The following is a 15,335-nucleotide window of genomic DNA, read 5'->3' as shown; positions in this document are numbered from 1 at the left end:
AGCCACGTTCGCGGCGTCTGATGTCCCGAACGTGGCTTTCGCGACACCTGGGTGCCGAGACCGCCGACACGACTTGCGGGGCAGCACCTAGGCCGCGTCCGTGGCGGTGCGGTCGATGATGTCGGCCAGCGTCGTCGCGGCTTCTTCGGGGACCCAGTGGCTGACGCCGGTCAGGATTTCGAGCCGGTAGGCGGCGTCGACGTACTGGCCGGCGAGTTCCGCACTGCGCCGGGACAGGGCCGTGTCGCCATCGCTCCATACGTGGGTGGTCGGCACGGTGACCCGGGCACGCAGGGCCGCCGGATGGTGCAGCGGCATCGCGCGGTACCAGTTCAGTCCGCCCGTGAGCGCTCCGCCGAGCACGATGTCCCGGCGGACCTGGTCGATCTGCGCCGGTGTCATCCCGGTGCCCGCCAGCGTGCGCTCCAGTACGCGTGGCCGTCGCCGGATGGCGAATTCGGGCAGCCAGGGGAGCTGGAACAGGAACATGTAGTACGACCGGATGAGCTGGTCGCTGGTGAGCATCGCGCGAAGGAACGCTCCGGCGTGGGGGACCGACACGGTGGTCAGCGAACTGATCAGATCCGGTCGCCGGGCGGCGGTCGACCAGGCGGCGTTGGCGCCCCAGTCGTGTCCGGCCAGGTGCACCGGCCCGGCTCCGACGGCGTCGATGAGCGCGACCGTGTCGGCCACAAGACGGCTCGACCGGTAGGCGAAGCGGCCTCGTGGGCGCGCGCGAGGTGAGTAGCCGCGCTGGTCGGGCACGATCGTGCGGTATCCCCGCCGGTGGAGCTGGGCGGCGGTCTCCGTCCAAGAGGCTCCGGTCTGCGGGAAGCCGTGCAGCAGGACGACGATCGCACCGTCGAGCGGTCCGGAGTCGCGTACGTCGAAGGTGAGTCCGTCGTGGTCGAAGGAGTCGATACGGCGGGGCGCGGTCATGGGCGGATCTCCCGTTCCTCGGCGATCTGGCGGGGCCACTCGACTATATGTTACCTTGGGTAACAGTGAATCGCGGTAACAGGTAGCCGCGCACTCTGTCGACGTCGTCAGGGAGGTCCGTATGACCAGCACCGATGTGCCGAGCACCGCGGCAACGGCCGGGGCAGGCCGCCACGAGACCGCGCAGCGGCTTCTCGATTCGTCCGCGATGCTGTCCTACGACCCGGCCACCGAGGTGGACTGGGAGACGCCGCTGGACAAGGACTTCCACGGCGCCAGCCCGGAGTGGAGCACGCTCTACGGGACGAGCTACTGGGCCGAGATGAGCACGGAGCAGCAGAAGGAGCTCACGCGCCAGGAAGCGGCTTCGGTCGCGAGCACCGGCATCTGGTTCGAGATGATCCTGCAGCAGATGGTGCTCCGCGATTTCTACGCCAAGGACCCGACCGACCCGGCGTTCCAGTGGGCGCTCACCGAGATCGCCGACGAATGCCGCCACTCGATCATGTTCGCCCGCGGCGCGGAGAAGCTCGGCGCGCCGCCGTACCGCCCGCGCAAGCTCGCCGTCGAACTCGGCCGGATCTTCAAGGCGACGGCCACCGGCGAAGCGGCGTACGCGGCCATTCTCGTCGCCGAAGAGGTCCTCGACGTGATGCAGCGCGACTGGATGCGTGACGAGCGCGTGGTCCCGTTCGTGCGCACCATCAACAACATCCACGTGGTCGAAGAGTCCCGGCACATGAAGTTCGCCCGTGAGGAGACGCGGGAGCAGCTGGAGGGCGCGGGTTTCGTGCGCCGCCGGATCAACGCGCTGGTCATCGCCATCGCGTCGTACTTCATCGTCAGCAGCATGATCAACCGCGACGTCTACAAGAACGCGGGGCTCGACACCGAGCGCGCCTTGCGCGAGGCGAAGGCCAACGAGCACCACAAGGCGATGATGCGGTCGAGCTGTGCGGGCCTGATGGAGTTCCTCGGCTCCTGCGGTCTGCTCACCCGCCCCGCGCTGGTGTTCTACAAGCGGGCGAACCTGATCTGACATGGCCTTCGCGATCACCCAGACCTGCTGCAACGACGCCACCTGCGTGTCGGTCTGCCCGGTCAACTGCATCCACCCGACGCCGGACGAGCCCGATTTCGGCACCACCGAGATGCTCTACGTCGATCCTGCCTCGTGCATCGACTGCGGGGCCTGCGCGGACGCCTGCCCGGTGGACGCGATCTTCCCGGTGGATCTGCTGACCGGATCGCTGAAGGTCTACGCGGGTATCAACGAGGCCTTCTACGCCGACCGCGAGACCGTCCCTTCGCCGGATCCGGCGCCGAACTTCCACCGGTGGGCCCCGCCGACGTTCGACCGGGCCATCCCGAGCGATTTCGCGCCGCCCGACATCGCCGTCGTCGGCACCGGACCGGCCGGTATGTACGCCGTCGAGGATCTGCTTCTCCACACGAACGCGCGGGTCACCCTGATCGACCGGCTGCCGGTCGCGGGTGGGCTCGTCCGCTACGGCGTCGCACCGGACCATCCCGCCACGAAGCGGATCGGCGAGACGTTCTCGCGCCTTCACGAGCATCCGCGGCTGCGGATGCGCCTGGGCACCGAGGTCGGCCGCGACGTGTCCGTGGACGAGCTGGCCGAGCGCCACGACGCGGTCGTCTACGCGGTCGGTGCCTCTTCCGCGCGCGGTCTCGGTCTTGAGGGCGAGGACCTGCCCGGCGGCATCGCCGCGACCACCGTCGTCGCCTGGTACAACGGTCATCCGGACGTGCCCGCGAACGCGGTGGACCTGTCCGCGGAACGGGTCGTGCTGGTCGGCACCGGCAACGTCGCGCTCGACGTCGCCCGGATCCTCACCGCCGACCCCGACGACCTCGCCGGGACCACGATCGCCCCGCACGCGCTGGAACGCCTGCGCAGCAGCAAGGTCCGGGAGGTCGTGCTGCTCGCCCGGCGCGGGCCGGAGGACGCCGCTTACACCTCGCCGGAGCTGATCGCGCTGACAGGACGCGCCGGTGTGCCGCTCGTCGTCGACGACGCGGACCCGCGCACCACGGCCGCGATCGACGCCGGCACCGGCAAGGCGGCGCTGCTGCGCGAACTCGGCCGCGAGACCGTCGACTGGACGGCGCCGCCGGCCTCGGACGGACGCCGGATCGTCCTGCGCTTCCACTCCGCGCCCACCGGGATCGTCGGCGACACCCAGGTGCGGGGGCTTCGCGTCACGGGCCCGGAAGAGCCGGTCGAAATCGCGGCGGGGCAGGTCGTCCGCGCTGTCGGCTATCGAGGTGTGCCGGTGCCGGGTCTTCCGTTCGACGACACTCGCGGCACGATCCCGAACACCGCCGGCCGCGTCGACGGACGCGGCGGCGCCTACGTGGTCGGGTGGATCAAACGCGGTCCCTCGGGCGGTATCGGCGCGAACCGGACTTGCGCGCGGGAGACCGTGGCGACGCTGCTGGAGGACATCACGTCCGGCAGGCTGCCGGTGCGGGAGCGGCGGTCGCCGGTGGCCGCGCTGGCCGCACGGTTCCGGCGGCGCTGACCCCGGGGCGGCGCCGGCGGTGTGCTGCGAAAGCCACTTTCCCAACCTTCAAGGTCGCGAAAGTGGCTTTCGCAACGTCGCAGGGGCGGCTCAGTACAGCTCGATGACGAGTCTGTCGGTGAGCGCGCGCGAGACGCAGAGCGCCATCTGGCTTTCGCGATCGGCGGCGGTCAGGCAGTTGTCCCGATGGTCCGGGGTGCCCTCCAGTACCCCGGACACGCACGAGCCGCAAATGCCTTCCTCGCAGGACTTGAACACTTCGATGCCGTTGTCCTCGAGGACCGCCAGGATCGATCTCCCCGCCGGTACCTCGAACTCCTCACCGGTGTCGAGTTCGACGGTGAACGGGCGGTCGGCCGACGTGTCCACCTCGGCCGCTTCGAAATGCTCGACGTGCACGTGGTCCGCGCCGACGACCGGGCCGAGCACGTCGCCGACCTGCCGCATGAAGCCGTCCGGACCACAGGTGTAGACGTGGGCCGACGGCGTCAGGTCCGCGGCGATCGTCCGCAGGACGGCGGGCTGTTCGGCACGGGGCACGCCGAAATGCGGCCGCACCCGGTCGGCGAACTCCACCCGTTCTTCCAGCAACCGCACGAAGGCCGCGGTTTCGCGGGAGCGGGCGAAATAGTGGAGCTCGAATTCGCTGCCCCAGGTGTAGAGCTCGTAGGCCATCGACAGCAGCGGAGTGATGCCGATGCCGCCGGCGACGAGGACGTGGCGGTCCGCGTCTTCGGCTACCTTCAGCAGATTGCGTGGTTCGCTGAGCTTGAGGTGATCGCCGACCGAGACCTGATGCATGGCCGCGGATCCACCGCGCGAGTCCGGCTCCCGTTTGACGGCGATCAGGATCGAACGCGGATCGTCGGGGGCGCCGCACAGCGAATACTGCCGCAGCACCCCCGTCGGGCCGACCACGTCGACGTGCGCCCCCGCCCGGTACCGGACGCGCAGCGGCTCGTCGTCCTGCCGGACCAGCCGCAGGGTACGGATTTCCGGCGTCTCTTCGGTGATTTCGACGACGCGGAAGAGGACGTTCGTCATCTGGGTGCCTCCTGGTCAGCGCATGAACAGGCCGCCGTTGGCGTCCCAGCAGGCGCCGGTGACGGAGGCGGCTTCGGGGGAGGCGAGCAACGCCACCATCTCGGCGATGAACGTCATGCTTCCCAGCCGTCCCACCGGGATCCCGGCCTTCAGCCGGTCGAGGCCCTCCTCGCCGACGATCCGGTGGACCATGGGACTGTCCTGCGGGCCGGGAGAGACCGCGTTCACCGTGACGCCCTTGGCGGCGAGCTCGCGGGCGAACACCTTGGTCGCCGACAGGATCGCGCCCTTGGAGGACGCGTAGTGCCCGCCGGTCGCGGTGCCGCCGTTCTGCCCGGCCAGTGAGGCCATGTTGACGATCCGGCCGTACCCGGCTTCGGCCATGTGCGCGCCGAACAGCTGGCAGGCGTGGAAGGTGCCGTTGAAGTTCACCGCCATCACCTCGTCGAGCTCCTGCGGCGTGATCTCCAGCAAGGGCCGGGCCTGCGTGCGGGCGGCGTTGTTCACCAAGACCTGGACCCCGCCGAAGTCACCGAGCACCGACGCGAGCAGCTGGTCGATGTCGGGACGGCTGGCGACGTCGACGCGATAGCTCTGGGCGTGCGCCCCGCTCCGGTCCAGTTCGGTGGCGAGGCGTTTCGAGGCCGCTTCGTCGAGGTCGGCGATCGCCACCCGATGGCCACCGCTGTGCAGGCGCCGGACGATATGCTCGCCGAGCCCGGTCGCCCCACCGGTGACGACGGCGACCGGCGCGGTGCCGCTCACAGCAGGAATCCCGCGGCGGGAACGGCTTCGTCGGCGTTGACCAGCCGGACGACCTTGCGGGCGAAGCGGTCTTCGTCGCCATCGGCACCGAGGCGGACGACGTAATCGACGTCAGCGGCCCAGAGATCGTGGCGGCCGCGTTTGTACGCCACGATGATCTGGGCGGCCTTGAGCGTGACCGACCGGTCGTCGACGCCGGTGGGGATGAAACGCGAGACTGTCCGCACGGTGATCGCCGAGTCCACTGCGGCGAGCGCGTAGCCCTCGGTCATCCGCCGCACGCGCAGCCCGCGCATCCGGGCGTCGTCGTGGACCATGTTCAGGACGTCGTCGAAGTCCTCGGCGTCGCGTTCGATCGGGATGATGTACATCGCGTCGTCGGCGTAAAGCCGTTGCCAGGCTTCGTAATCCTTGGCGTCCAGCAGCGCGGCCTCGCGCCAGGCCAGCTCGATCGCGCGGACCACCCGCGGATCGGTGAGAGTCTCAGTCATCGCTCATCATCCGCTTCCATTGGGCGTACGCCGCCCGCATCCCGGTCTCGTCGGTGACGTGGCTGGTCGGCCAGCCCTCGGCGGAGGGTTTCTCGCGGCCGAGACCGCGGTTGACCATGATCGGCATCTCGGGCGCGCCCTGGGCGCCGCGCTGGACCCGGTCCCAGCCTTCGGAGTCGTCCGGTGTGCCGAAACCGAACGGGCCCTGGAAATGCTCGTGGGCACGCAACCGCTCCCGGTTGACCGGCCCGACGATCTCGGGCGGGCCGTCGCTGCCGAGCGCGACGTGCTCGATGACGGTCTCGTCGACGCTGATCGGCCGCAGAACCCGGAAGAACGAGATCGACATCGACACGTTCGGGAACAGGTTGAGGTTGAACCCGGTGCCGTGCACGGCACGGACGAGCCTGCGGATCTCGGCTTCGTCCGCCCCCGCGGCTTCGAGCTGGGCGACCAGGCCGTCGAACCGAGGCTGGAGCGGCTCGCTGCCGTCGTCCGCGTCCAGATCGGAGTGCTCGGGGACCATCTGCATCACCGAGTGGCCGTTGCCGAGGTCGTGGGTGAGCGCCGTCGGGTCGGTCATGAACGACATCATCTCGGCGGTTTCGGCGTCGACCGAGGCCATCCAGGAGCGGTGCACGATGGGGAAGTGGTACCCGTCGGTGGTGTTCTCCAGCTGGATCTTCCAGTTGCCGCGGTAGGTGAACCGGTGGGTGCCGAGCACCTTCACCGGGTAGCCGCCACCCTGTGCCATGAAGCGGTCGATCCACAGCTTGACGTCGCCGAGGAAGTCGGCCAGCGGTTCGGCGTCGGCGTTCAGGGTCGCGAAGATCATCCCGCCGTACGACTCGGTGCGCAGGGTCTTCAGCCCGAGATCGGCCTTGTCCATGACACCCTCGTACCCGTCGGGGTACGGGATGCCGCGCAGTTTGCCGTCCAGGCCGTAGGACCAGGCGTGGTACGGACAGGTGAACCCGTTGGCGTGCCCGATTTTCTTCTCGCAGAGTGACGCGCCCCGGTGGCGGCAGCGGTTCACGAGCGTGCGTATCTCGCCCTTGCGATCCTTGGTCACGATGACCGGATGCCGTCCGACGTGGGTCGATTTGAAGCTGCCGGGCTTGGGCAGTTCCGATTCGTGCGCGACCCAGATCCAGGCCCGCTCGAAGATCTTCGTCATCTCCTGGTCGAAGATCGCCGGGTCGGTGTACATCCGGCCGGCGACCCGGTCGCCGAGGACGAGGTCGGCGGGCGGCAGGTCGTACACGGTCGCTGCGGTGAATTCTGTAGTCATCGCGATCAACCCCGGTATTCGCGCGGAGTGAGCGCGCGGCCGATACGCGCTTCGATCTTGGCGTACTTCCACAGCTTCCACGGGCTGTCGCCGACCGGCGTGCTGCGCAGGAAGTCGCACGCCTGCCTGACGGTTTCCTGGGAATCGACATCGCAGAGCAGGTAACACGTCCACGGCCAGCCGTCGGACGGGCCGACCATATGCGAGTCGTCGTCGATGTCGCCGATGAAGTCCACGCAGGGAAGGCCCTTGATGCCGTCCATCAGCGCGACGAAGGCGGTCCAGACGTCGCCCGCGGCGACGCCGCCTTCGGGAAGGTCGAAGAAGTTCTGGTTGATACCGATGCAGAACAGCACGCGCAGCGGGGTATCGCTCATGGTGGTGGTCCAACTCCTCGTCAGCGGTCGGTGGTGGTCACTGGAAGCCGGGAACGGTGGGCGGATGCCCCATCAGCACGGCACCCGCGGCGTCGTACATGGCCGGGCCCAGGAAGGCGTGCTGCTGGGGGACCAGGGCGTCGCCGAGCAGCCATTGCAGCGGGTGGCCGGTGCCGATGGCGCCGGTCCCGGACAGGGTGATGACCCGGTTGACGGTCTCCGCGGCGGTCTTCGCGAGGTGGGTCGAGGCGAGGCGGAGATGCGCGTTCTGCTCCGGCGTCACGGGGTCGCCGTCCAGCACGGTCTGCCACGCTTCGTCGGTGACCTCGTAGAAGTACGCCCGCGCCGAACGCATCGTCGCCTCGGCTTCGGCCAAGCCCGTCCGGTAGTAGGCGCGGTCGGCGAGTTTCGGCGCGCCCGTGACCCCCGAACGGCCGCTCCCGACCTCGGTCGCGAAGTCGAGCGCGGCGCGGGCGACACCCGCGCCGACGACCGCCAGGACCTGCGAGGCGTAGGCGAGGGTGGGGTAGCGGTACAGCGGCTCGTCGATGGTCGGTTCGCCGCCACGGATGAACGTCCATTCGCGCGGGACCTCGACCTTGTCGACGACCAGGTCGAAGGAACCGGTGCCCTTCATCCCGACGACGTCCCACTCCCGGACGATCTCGACCTGCTCCGGCCGCAGCAGCGCGGTACGCGGCTTTCCGGCGGTCGTGTCGTCTCCGGGGATCCCCACGCCCAGGACGTCCGCGCCCATGCAGCCGCTCGCGAACTTCCAGCGGCCGTCGACCAGGAAGCCGATGGCGGTTGGTTCCGCCCGCTGCACGGGGAAGAGACCGCCGGCGAAGCACACGTCCGGACCGTCGGCGTACAGCTCGGCCTGCGTCTCGACGGGCAATGCCGCGAGATAGACCAGCGCGGAGCCGAAACTGGCCACCCAGCCGGTGGAGCCGTCGACGACGGAAATCCGCTCCACGATCCGGAGGAAGTCGGCAGGCGGCAGGGGCTCACCACCGAACCGTTCGGGGGTCGCGGAACGGTAGACGCCCGCTTCCTTGAGCCGGGTGACGAAGTCGCGGGGCACGTACCGCTGGTCGCGGAATTCCTGACGGCGCTCGAGAAGTTCGGCCAGGACATCCTCGAGCGTCGTGGCCGGGCTCTCCCGGGTCTGGGCCATCTGGCGCTCCTCGCGTCGTAGGGAAGATGTCTCCGACGCTAGGGATCACCGGCGTGTGTGGCCATTGGTCATTGCCTGCCCGCGGCGGGGGATTCCCACGCAGGCCGGTAGGGGAAATCCTTACCGGGCCGTCCGGCGGCGAACTCCTATGCTGAGGCCGTGGACGTCGATCCGATCGCGCCCGAGCTGGCCACCGGCGACTTCGTGGCGATGATGAACGCTTCGAAGGTGTGCGTGCTCGTCCACGACGCGGCGACCAAGAACATCCTGTGGGCCAATCCCGCCGCGTGCGAGATGCTCGAATTCAGCCTTTCGGAGCTGCGCCCGCTCAAGGCCAACCACATGAGCAGCTCCGCCCAGCAGTACGACCGGGTCATCGGGCGAGCGTGGCTCCAGGCCGCGGTGGACCACGGTTCGAGCCGCATCGTGTGGCACTACCGGAGCAAATCCGGCCGCGTCATCCCCACCGACGCGGTGGCGATCCGGGTCGAGCTGGAACGGGGACCGGCCGTGATGGTCCAGTTCCGCGACATCCAGCGCGCGGAGGAGGTCGAACGGGAGCTGAAGCTGACGACGTCGTACGTCGACGCGCTGGCGCGGCACACCTCGACCGTGGCGTTCATGCTCGACGCCGCCGGAGCCGTGCGGTTCGCCACGGACAGCGCGCTGACCTTCCTCGGCCTGACCGGCGACGACGATCGGCTGGCCGGGGAGCCGCTGACCGCGTACGCGCGGCTGCATCTGGGAGGCAGGCCGGTGCGCTGGACCGAGGTGGTGGCCGGCGCGGATCCGGTCGGGCCGGTGCAGCTGGAGTTGCCGGGGGAGAACGCGACCTGGCTGGAAGGGAGCCTGGAGCGGCTGTCGGAGTCCGAGGTCGACGCGTACCTCATGATCCTGCACGACGTCTCCGAGCGGGTGCGCGGCGAAGCGCGGCGAGAGCTGGAATTGCGGCACGAGAACTATCTGGCCCGCTACAACGCCATGGGGGACATGGCGATGGCGATCGCGCACGAACTCGGCCAGCCGCTGGCCGCCGCCGCGAACTTCATCGCGGGCATCCGCGCGCGTGCCGCCACGATGGCGGACTTCGGTGACGTCCGTGAGCAGATGGGCTACGGCCTGGACAGCGTCGCCCGCCAGATCGACCGGGCGAAGGACATCGTCGGTTCACTGCGGTCGTTCGTCGGGCATCTGGAACAGGTCGAGCAGATGGTGGACCTGAACGAGATCGTCCGCGAATGCCTGTATTTCATCGAACTGAGCGCCGCGCCGCACGCCGTGGAAGTCCGCGTCCGGCTCGATCCGGCGCCGGTGCCGGTGCGGTGCGAACGCGTCCTCACCGGTCAGGTGGTGATGAACCTGTGCCTCAACGCGATCGACGAGACCGCGGAATGCGAACCCGTGCGACGGCGGATCACGGTGGGCACCCGTGCCAAGGAGGGCGTAGGAGTCCTCACCGTCGACGATCACGGCCGCGGCGTCGCCAGGGATCCCTTCGCTGAGTCGTTCACCAGCAAACCCGGCGGCAGCGGTATCGGGCTGGCGCTGAGCCACCGCATCATCACCCGGCAGCACGGAAGCATCTGGGCCGAGCGGCTCGACGACGGTGGCTCCCGGTTCGGGTTCGCGCTTCCGCTGGCCACGTAAGGGAAATCCTCAGGCGGCGCGGTGGAACTCGGGATATCGCGGGTTTCGGCTCCGGCTCTAGCGTCGAGGTATGCCCGATGAGCTGACCACCACCCAGCGACGGTTTCGCGCGGCGATGGCGAACCTTTCGACGGCTGTCAACATCGTCACCACCGACGGCGTCAGCGGCCGCGCCGGCATCACGGTGAGCGCGGTCTGCTCGGTCACCGACACACCGCCGACCCTGCTGGTCTGCGTCAACCAGTCGAGCTACACGCACGACATCTTCCGGACGAACGGGCGGATGGCCATCAACGTCCTGGCACCCCAGCACAAGGACCTCGCCCTGCAATTCGCCGGTGCGACCGACGTACCGATGCTCGACCGGTTCCGGTTCGAGGTCTGGGATCACGACCGGTTCCGCATCCCCGTCGTCCGCGATGCCGCCGCCGTCCTCATCGGAGGGGTCGGCGCCGAGTTCACCCAGGGCACGCACACCGTGCTCTTCGTCGAGGTCGAGGACGTCTTCGTCGACGAGGACGCCGGGGGCCTCGCCTACTTCCGGCGCGAATTCCACCGGATCGCGCCATGACCGAGCGCACCACGTTGATGTGTTACAACGACACGCACGGATACGGCTGGCGCCATGTGGACCTGTTCGTGCACGACGCCGAAGGCCGTGAGCTGGACTGGGTCCACTGGCAGGCCCCTGCCGACGGTCCCGACGCCGCCGACGAGGTGACCGCGCGGGTCGAGCCCCTCCTGAGGCGTACCTCGGAATGGCGACACGGGGTGAGCGCCGGGGGTGTGGACTACTGGGAAGCGGATGCCGCATGGGAGGAACAGTGAGGCTCGCGCGCCCGTGGCCGCTGCGGGAACTCGTCCGGGATCTGCGGCAGGGGCGGACCACCCCCGACGAGGCGTCGAAGCGGGCGCTGGCCCGGATCGCCGAGACGGAAGCGGAGCTGCACGCCTGGGTCGAACGGACGGCCTTCCTGCCGGGCGTGGGCGGGCCGCTCGGCGGCGTGCCACTCGGGGTCAAGGACATCATCGATCTGGCGGGCGTGCCCACTCGCTGCGGTTCCGCGCTGCGCGCGGAGGCCGCTCCGGCGACCTCGGATGCGGCGATCGTGGCCGCGTGGCGCGCGGCAGGCGCCGTGCCGCTCGGGAAAACGGTCACGACCGAGTTCGCGTTCTTCGCCCCCGGCCCGACCCGCAATCCCGTGGCTCCCGGGCATACCCCGGGCGGCTCGTCGAGCGGCTCGGCCGCCGCCGTCGCGTCCGGGCAGGTTCCGCTGGCGCTGGGCTCGCAGACGGCCGGATCGGTCACCCGACCGGCGTCGTACTGCGGGGTGGCGTCGCTGGTCATGAGCCATGGCCGGTATCCGGCCTCCGGGGTGACGGGGCTGAGTCCCAGCCTGGACAGCCACGGCGTCTTCGCGGCCACGGTCGCCGACCTCGCGCTCGCGTGGTCGGCGCTGACCGGCGATCCCGCTCCCGTTCGGCCGCCGCGGATCCTCGTGTGGTCCGCCGACGCACTCGATGTCGTTGAAGCGCCGATGCGGAACGCCGTGACGGAAGCGTCGAAGCGCCTGCGGGAAGCAGGGGCGACCGTCTCGGCTTTCCTCGACGAACGGCTGATGGCCGGCCTCACCCATGCGCATCCGGTGGTGATGGCCTACGAGGCGGCCCGGGAAAGAGCCGCCGAGCTGGCCGTGGCCGAGAGGTTGAGCGCTCCGTTGGCGCAGCTGCTGCGGACCGGCGCCGCGATCTCGTCCGACGAGTACGAAAGCGCCAGGGCCACCATCGCCGACGGCGCTGTCCGGCTCGCCGAGGTGTTCGACTCCTACGACGTCGTGCTCGGCCCGGCCGCGCCCGGCGCGGCGCCGCGCGGACTGGAGGCGACGGGGAATCCCGTGCTGAGCCGAGGCTGGCAGGCGCTCGGTCTGCCCGTGGTCGCGCTGCCCGGGTTCACCGACACGGCGGGCCTGCCGCTCGGACTCCAACTTGCCGGGCGCCACGGCGGGGATGCCGAACTGCTCGGACACGCCTGCTGGGTGGAACGGACGCTCGCCGGGCCGTCATCTGGGGAGTGAGGGTGTCGTTGGAGTGCCGGCGGGGTGTTGCGAAAGTGGCTTTCGCGTCATGGACTCCCGACCGTGCGCGAGCGGCTCGTCCGCCCCTTGGCTTACCCTTCGACCAGAAGGAGCTCCGCATGATCAGCACCGAATCCGCGGCCGGCGGCGAGACGTCGCCGGTGGTCTACATCGTCGACGACGACGAGGCCATCCGCCAATCCCTGGTGTTCCTGCTGGAAAGCGTCGGCATCCAGGCGCTCGTCTACCCGGACGGGCCGACGTTCCTGGAGGAGTTCGACCCCGACGAGCCGAGCGTGCTGATCATCGACGTCCGAATGCCGGGGCTCAGCGGGCTGCAACTGCAGGAGAAGCTCGTCGCGCGCGAATTCCCGGCCCCGGTGATCTTCTGCTCCGCGCATGGCGACATCCCGATGTCCGTGCGGGCACTGCGGCTGGGCGCCGTCGACTTCCTCGAGAAACCATACGAGCCGCAGCGGATGCTGGAGGTCGTCCAGGCCCAGTTGGTGGTGGCGTCGGAACGGTTCTCGGCGGCCGCCTGCCGCAAGGCCGTCGGCGAGCGGATCGCGACACTGACCCCGCGCGAGCGGGAGGTGCTCAGGCTGGTGATCGACGGCCTGCCCAGCCAGCTGATCGCGCGCCGGCTGGGCACCAGCGTGAAGACCGTCGATGTGCACCGGGCCCGCATCAAGGCCAAGACCGAGTCGGACAGCCTCGGCACCTTGGTGCGGGACGTCCTGCAACACCAGGTCCCGGTGTAGGTACATGAAGGCCCCCTTCCTTGCGCCTAGGTACAGGAAGGGGGCCTTCATGTACTGGGAAGGAGGCCTTCACGCGCAACTCTTGTGACTGCTGGTGCAGGTGGGGCGCGTGGTGATCACCGAAGTCCGTAAAGGCCCCCTTCAGCACCGGCGATGTCGCGTGATTGAAGGCGTAACTCGGAGATGCGCCTCCAATCACGCGAGTTACGCCTCTGATCACGCGAGTTACGCCCAACTCACGAGCCCCCGCCTGGCGCCATCAGCACCGACGCCGCCGGGAAGTCCGACGCGAAACCGCCGGGCAGCGGGGCGATGAAGACGTTCTCGGTCCGCGTGCGGGTGATGAGCCAGCGGCCGTCTTGGCGCCGGAACGCGTTGTTGAGCCTGCTGGAGCGCAGGAGTCCGGTGCCGTCGGCGTACAGCCACGGCTGGACGTGGATCCATTGCCCCTCGGCCCGGTCGCCGTCGACGTGGATCTGCTCCGACGTCAGGTAGTGGGCGTTGAGGACCAGCGCCGGATCCCGCTTCTCGCCCCAGAACCGTTCGAAATGCGCCCGGATTCCGTCCTTGCCCACCGCGCGGCCGAACTGCCCGTCGTAGTACTCGCCGACGCCCTCCCAGACGGCGTCTTCGGCGTACAGCTCCAGGATCAGCTCGATGCGGTGGTCGTCGCCGGTGACGCCCCACTCCGGGCAGGGGGTGTCGCAGAGGAACATGTACCGGGCCTGGATCCGGCGGATCTCGGCCTCGGCCTCCAGTACCTCGACGCGGTGACGCAGTTCGGCGATTTCGTCCTTCATCGGTGGGTCCTCACGGGCGCGGTTTCGGGAAGGGCGAGCAGGCAGACGACGGTCAGTGCCATGCCGCCCGCGAGGTAGTAGCCGACCGACGCCGAGGTGCCGGTCCATTCGATGAGCCGGTTCGCCATCGACGGGGCGAGACCACCGCCGAGCACCGCGCCGAGCTGGTAGGCCAGCCCGGCGCCGGACTGCCGTTGTTCGGGGGTGAACAGTTCGGTCAGGTAGGTGATCAGCGGGCCGAACAGGAATCCGGTGAGCGCGAAACCGATGGCGATGGCGAGCGTCCAGGCGGTCAACGTGCCGATCCGGGCGATCGGGAACAGCAGGAACATGTAGGCCAGTACCGCGACGGCCGACGCGAGCATCACCGGTTTGCGGCCCAGCTCGTCGGACAGCCGTGCGCCGATCACGACCGTGACCGCGTGGAGCGCGAGGCCGGGCAACGTGCACCACAGCACGTCCTGGATGTCCAGGCCGAGTCCCTTCGGCGCCGGACCGGCCGCGTAGGAGAGCATGAATCCGGCCAGGACGAACATGACGCCGTTGAGCCCGGTGTTCGCGCCCGCCGCGAGCAGCAGTTTGCCCCAGTTGTCCCGGATGACGTTCCAGATCGGCAGTTTGACGATCTTCTTGTCCAATTTGCTCGCCGCGAGCTCGTGGAACACGGGCGATTCCTCGAGTGCACGCCGCGCCCAGACACCGATCGCCAGTACGACCGCGCCCGCGATGAACGGGATACGCCAGCCCCAGCTGGTGATGACGCCCTGCGGCAAGTAGAAGATCAGCACGAACGCGAGGTTCGCCAGCAGCGCGCCCAGCGGCGACCCGAGCGCGACGAACGCGCCGAACGCCGCCCGCCGCGACGGCGGGGCGTGCTCCACGGCGAGCACCGACGCCCCGCCCAGTTCGCCGCCGCGCGAGAATCCGTGCACCAGGCGCAACAGGACGAGCAGCAACGGCGCGGCCACACCGATCGTGGCGTAGCCGGGCAGCAGTCCCATCAGAACGGTGGCCGCGCCCATGAGGTAGAAGGTGATGAGCATGGCGCGGCGGCGGCCGTAGCGGTCGCCCACCCAGCCCATCACGATCGCGCCGAGTGGCGCGACGACGTAGCCGATCGTGTAGGTCGTCAGGCTCATGAACGAGGCGAACCAGGGGTCGGTGTCGCCGGAGAAGAACACCTTGGGGAAGACCAGCGCGGAGGCGACCGTGTAGATCGAGAAGTCGAAGAACTCCAGCGATGTTCCGGCACCCGCGCCGATCGCGAGCCTGCGGGTCTGGGCGGAGGTGGTCCTGGATGGAGCGGTGGATGCTGTCATGCGCTCTTCCTTGAACGGTGACGGACGGTCGACGTTGCGCCCCTCCCCGGCAACGTTCGTCCCAACGTAGGAAGCTCCACGTGCCGCGCCTAGTGGAGGAACC

The 15,335-nt window shown here is 69.3% G+C and carries 16 protein-coding genes; 7 read left to right on the top strand and 9 right to left on the bottom strand.

What is annotated here, in order from left to right:
• Positions 1-87 precede the first annotated feature (87 nt).
• The gene (locus tag ACFVM3_RS30105; protein WP_378443320.1) at positions 88-939 is read right to left on the bottom strand and encodes an alpha/beta fold hydrolase; all 852 of its coding nucleotides are present in this window, start codon (positions 937-939) and stop codon (positions 88-90) included.
• Positions 940-1,060: 121 nt separating this feature from the next.
• Here ACFVM3_RS30105 and ACFVM3_RS30100 point away from each other — a divergent pair, with 121 nt between their 5' ends.
• Complete coding sequence (locus ACFVM3_RS30100; protein ID WP_378443319.1) at positions 1,061-1,978, top strand: diiron oxygenase; 918 nt, start codon at positions 1,061-1,063, stop codon at positions 1,976-1,978.
• A gap of 1 nt (position 1,979) precedes the next feature.
• Positions 1,980-3,485 carry an FAD-dependent oxidoreductase gene (locus ACFVM3_RS30095; protein ID WP_378443318.1) on the top strand — a complete coding sequence of 502 codons (1,506 nt, stop codon included), beginning with the start codon at positions 1,980-1,982 and terminating at the stop codon, positions 3,483-3,485.
• A 90-nt stretch (positions 3,486-3,575) separates the two neighbouring features.
• Here ACFVM3_RS30095 and ACFVM3_RS30090 read toward each other — a convergent pair whose 3' ends face one another.
• From ACFVM3_RS30090 to ACFVM3_RS30065, 6 genes are read right to left on the bottom strand one after another with little or no spacing between them, the layout of a single operon-like run.
• Positions 3,576-4,529: a PDR/VanB family oxidoreductase gene (locus tag ACFVM3_RS30090; RefSeq protein WP_378443317.1), complete on the bottom strand. Its 954-nt coding sequence runs from the start codon at positions 4,527-4,529 to the stop codon at positions 3,576-3,578.
• Positions 4,530-4,544: 15 nt separating this feature from the next.
• A complete protein-coding gene (locus ACFVM3_RS30085) occupies positions 4,545-5,294 on the bottom strand; it encodes an SDR family NAD(P)-dependent oxidoreductase (protein WP_378443316.1) in 750 nt (249 codons plus the stop codon).
• A complete protein-coding gene (locus tag ACFVM3_RS30080) occupies positions 5,291-5,785 on the bottom strand; it encodes an aromatic-ring-hydroxylating dioxygenase subunit beta (protein WP_378443315.1) in 495 nt (164 codons plus the stop codon). The genes ACFVM3_RS30085 and ACFVM3_RS30080 overlap by 4 nt, the downstream gene beginning before the upstream one ends.
• Positions 5,778-7,076: a Rieske 2Fe-2S domain-containing protein gene (locus tag ACFVM3_RS30075; protein WP_378443314.1), complete on the bottom strand. Its 1,299-nt coding sequence runs from the start codon at positions 7,074-7,076 to the stop codon at positions 5,778-5,780. Before ACFVM3_RS30075 ends, ACFVM3_RS30080 begins: the two co-directional genes overlap by 8 nt.
• Positions 7,077-7,081: 5 nt before the next feature.
• Entirely contained in the window at positions 7,082-7,453 is a 372-nt protein-coding gene (locus ACFVM3_RS30070) for a hypothetical protein (protein ID WP_378443313.1), read from the bottom strand.
• Between the two features lie 37 nt (positions 7,454-7,490).
• Positions 7,491-8,630 carry an acyl-CoA dehydrogenase family protein gene (locus tag ACFVM3_RS30065; protein WP_378443312.1) on the bottom strand — a complete coding sequence of 380 codons (1,140 nt, stop codon included), beginning with the start codon at positions 8,628-8,630 and terminating at the stop codon, positions 7,491-7,493.
• 159 nt (positions 8,631-8,789) lie between these two features.
• Between ACFVM3_RS30065 and ACFVM3_RS30060 the strand changes: the two genes are divergently transcribed.
• From ACFVM3_RS30060 to ACFVM3_RS30040, 5 genes are all read left to right on the top strand, one after another.
• Positions 8,790-10,277, top strand: a complete 1,488-nt coding sequence (locus ACFVM3_RS30060) for an ATP-binding protein (RefSeq protein ID WP_378443311.1) — start codon at positions 8,790-8,792, stop codon at positions 10,275-10,277.
• 70 nt (positions 10,278-10,347) lie between these two features.
• Positions 10,348-10,848, top strand: coding sequence for a flavin reductase (locus ACFVM3_RS30055; protein WP_378443310.1), 501 nt, complete (start codon positions 10,348-10,350; stop codon positions 10,846-10,848).
• Positions 10,845-11,105, top strand: a complete 261-nt coding sequence (locus tag ACFVM3_RS30050) for a hypothetical protein (protein ID WP_378443309.1) — start codon at positions 10,845-10,847, stop codon at positions 11,103-11,105. Before ACFVM3_RS30055 ends, ACFVM3_RS30050 begins: the two co-directional genes overlap by 4 nt.
• Positions 11,090-12,352: an amidase gene (locus tag ACFVM3_RS30045; protein ID WP_378443308.1), complete on the top strand. Its 1,263-nt coding sequence runs from the start codon at positions 11,090-11,092 to the stop codon at positions 12,350-12,352. The genes ACFVM3_RS30050 and ACFVM3_RS30045 overlap by 16 nt, the downstream gene beginning before the upstream one ends.
• A gap of 119 nt (positions 12,353-12,471) precedes the next feature.
• Positions 12,472-13,113 (top strand): response regulator transcription factor, encoded by a 642-nt coding sequence (locus tag ACFVM3_RS30040; protein ID WP_378443307.1) that lies wholly within the window; start codon positions 12,472-12,474, stop codon positions 13,111-13,113.
• Positions 13,114-13,349: 236 nt separating this feature from the next.
• Here the strand turns inward: ACFVM3_RS30040 and ACFVM3_RS30035 are convergent, their stop codons facing one another.
• Together ACFVM3_RS30035 and ACFVM3_RS30030 are read right to left on the bottom strand one after the other, a co-directional pair.
• The gene (locus tag ACFVM3_RS30035; protein WP_378443306.1) at positions 13,350-13,913 is read right to left on the bottom strand and encodes a nuclear transport factor 2 family protein; all 564 of its coding nucleotides are present in this window, start codon (positions 13,911-13,913) and stop codon (positions 13,350-13,352) included.
• On the bottom strand, positions 13,910-15,232 hold the full coding sequence (locus ACFVM3_RS30030) for an MFS transporter (RefSeq protein ID WP_378443305.1): 1,323 nt from the start codon (positions 15,230-15,232) through the stop codon (positions 13,910-13,912). The genes ACFVM3_RS30035 and ACFVM3_RS30030 overlap by 4 nt, the downstream gene beginning before the upstream one ends.
• Positions 15,233-15,335 lie beyond the last annotated feature (103 nt).

The sequence above is a fragment of the Amycolatopsis sp. NPDC057786 genome, from assembly GCF_042797905.1.
Taxonomy (GTDB): domain Bacteria; phylum Actinomycetota; class Actinomycetes; order Mycobacteriales; family Pseudonocardiaceae; genus Amycolatopsis.
The sequence above is the reverse complement of the archived record's forward strand: the minus strand, read 5'-3'. Positions and strand labels throughout refer to the sequence as shown.